Genomic DNA, 1,692 nt, shown 5'->3' with positions numbered 1-1,692 from the left:
CCACAGGGATGAAGCGGCTCATGGCGATCTTCTCAGCTCGGCGATGACGGTGGTCAGTATCTCACGGTGCAACGGAAAGACCGACAGGCTGCTAGTAGAACAAATGCTGATCAACCGCCAAGTAGCCGAAGCTGACGCCACCCATATTGCTAAAGGTGCGCTGACGCGCAAAAGCACCGTGCGCACCCTGCACAAGCTACGCCAGGGTTTGGGGCGGGCCATTCGCCACCCTGATGATGATGTACTGATCACCCTGCTAGAACCGCGCATTCCCAGGCCATCTGGCACCGCTGCCTGCCAGGGCGTACACACCCAACAGGTGCTGCTAGGAGCAATACCTGCACGGTTTTACGCCGCCTATCAACAGGCAGAAGAACCAGGCTGCAAACAAGAAAACAAGGTTGCCATAGCGCAATCATTAGCCGCTCTTCTATAGTCCATAGCTATAAAAAAGGCTTAGACATAGATCACTATGTTGCAATCGTAATGGGGCGCCTGCGGCACCCTTCACGCGCTGAAGCGGCCTGCTACGTTGGTGTTGGGATGGGCTGTAGCCACCCATGCACGTCACAAGTCGCCCGTAACACAAACCCGGCACGTTGATACAGCGCCTGCGCGGGAATATTGCGTTTATCCACTGCGAGTATCACCTCTTTCATTCCGGTGTTGGCGGCTTGGCGTAGTGCCTCATTCACTACGTGTTTGCCCAGCCCGCGGCCACGCCAGGCGGGTGCCAGTCCCATGTACATCACTTCCCAGTTTTTGGCTTCTGGGTGGGGGGCAAGCAATAGCACACCGGCGTCTTCACCTTCGCAGCGCACCAGGTACCACTGTGCCGGGGCGTGGGCATCTTGCCGATAAAACCCCTGCAGGGCTTGTTGCGCGGTGAACCTGCCCTGTAATTCGGGGCAGTCTAGCGAGCCTTGCGCCACCTGGCCAAGCATGGCTTCAAGGCGTTCAGGGGCCACTTCGTTCACCTGCGTAAAATGAGCCGCCGCTTCAACCGCAGGCGCGTTTAACGCCGTTTGGGTGGGAGCGCTCAGGTAGTGCAAGCTCACCACCTTGGGAAAGCCGTTTGCCTCTAGCAGGGCGGCGGTTTGCCGCTCGTTTGCTTCTAACACGGTTTTCACCACGCTTAGGCGCTGCTGTTTCGCCCAGCCAATGGCAGCGCGCAGTAAGGCCGGTGCATCGTCACACCCATTTTGCGGCCGCCATAAGGTGGCTTCGTTACCCGGCAGCACCTCTACCCACACCGCCCCGGCGGGGTGGCCGTGTTCATCTTGTGTGATGAGCAAACCACCCCAATCGGCATCCGCCTGTTCCAGCATGTGATTAATGGCTGCCGCCAGTTCGGCTTGGCCCCGCGGGGTGTGTGCGGCGGCCAGTTGCCACAGCGCTTCGCGGCGCAGTGCCTGGGGGCAGGTGAACACGGCCTTGCCTGTTGCGGCGTTATAAAGGTATGCCCCTTGGCTCATTGGCTTTTTTCCTTCTATTGGCTGCTTGTTATTCATTACTGGTTAACCGCCTGGCTGCAAGCCACTGAGCATTAAGGCGTTGTTGCTCATTTTTATCATTCGTTTTTGTTACTAACACTTACAATTATTTTTCATGCTAACCCTAAACCTGAATCCGTGAAGCCGGCGCCGACACTTTCCCTATCACCGCCAGCGAGCACTTTTTGATCATTCGCCC

At 57.3% G+C, this 1,692-nt stretch carries 2 protein-coding genes; one reads left to right on the top strand and one right to left on the bottom strand.

The genetic code is table 11. The features are described 5' to 3' along the window. Positions 1-436 (top strand): helicase C-terminal domain-containing protein (locus BMY49_RS17045; protein ID WP_143058167.1); only part of this gene is annotated, 436 nt, incomplete at its 5' end. A 91-nt stretch (positions 437-527) separates the two neighbouring features. On the opposite strand, the gene BMY49_RS17040 is transcribed toward BMY49_RS17045, so the two are convergent. Continuing rightward, positions 528-1,475, bottom strand: coding sequence for a GNAT family N-acetyltransferase (locus tag BMY49_RS17040; RefSeq protein WP_167359394.1), 948 nt, complete (start codon positions 1,473-1,475; stop codon positions 528-530). Positions 1,476-1,692: the final 217 nt, after the last annotated feature.

Origin of the sequence: Vreelandella aquamarina (assembly GCF_900110265.1) — a bacterium.
GTDB classification, from domain to species: domain Bacteria; phylum Pseudomonadota; class Gammaproteobacteria; order Pseudomonadales; family Halomonadaceae; genus Vreelandella; species Vreelandella aquamarina.
The sequence above is the reverse complement of the archived record's forward strand: the minus strand, read 5'-3'. Positions and strand labels throughout refer to the sequence as shown.

Coding starts and splice junctions, on each gene's coding strand:
- BMY49_RS17040 (WP_167359394.1), bottom strand. CDS start 1,475: ATGAGCCAAGGGGCATACCTTTATAACGCCGCAACAGGCAAGGCCGTG.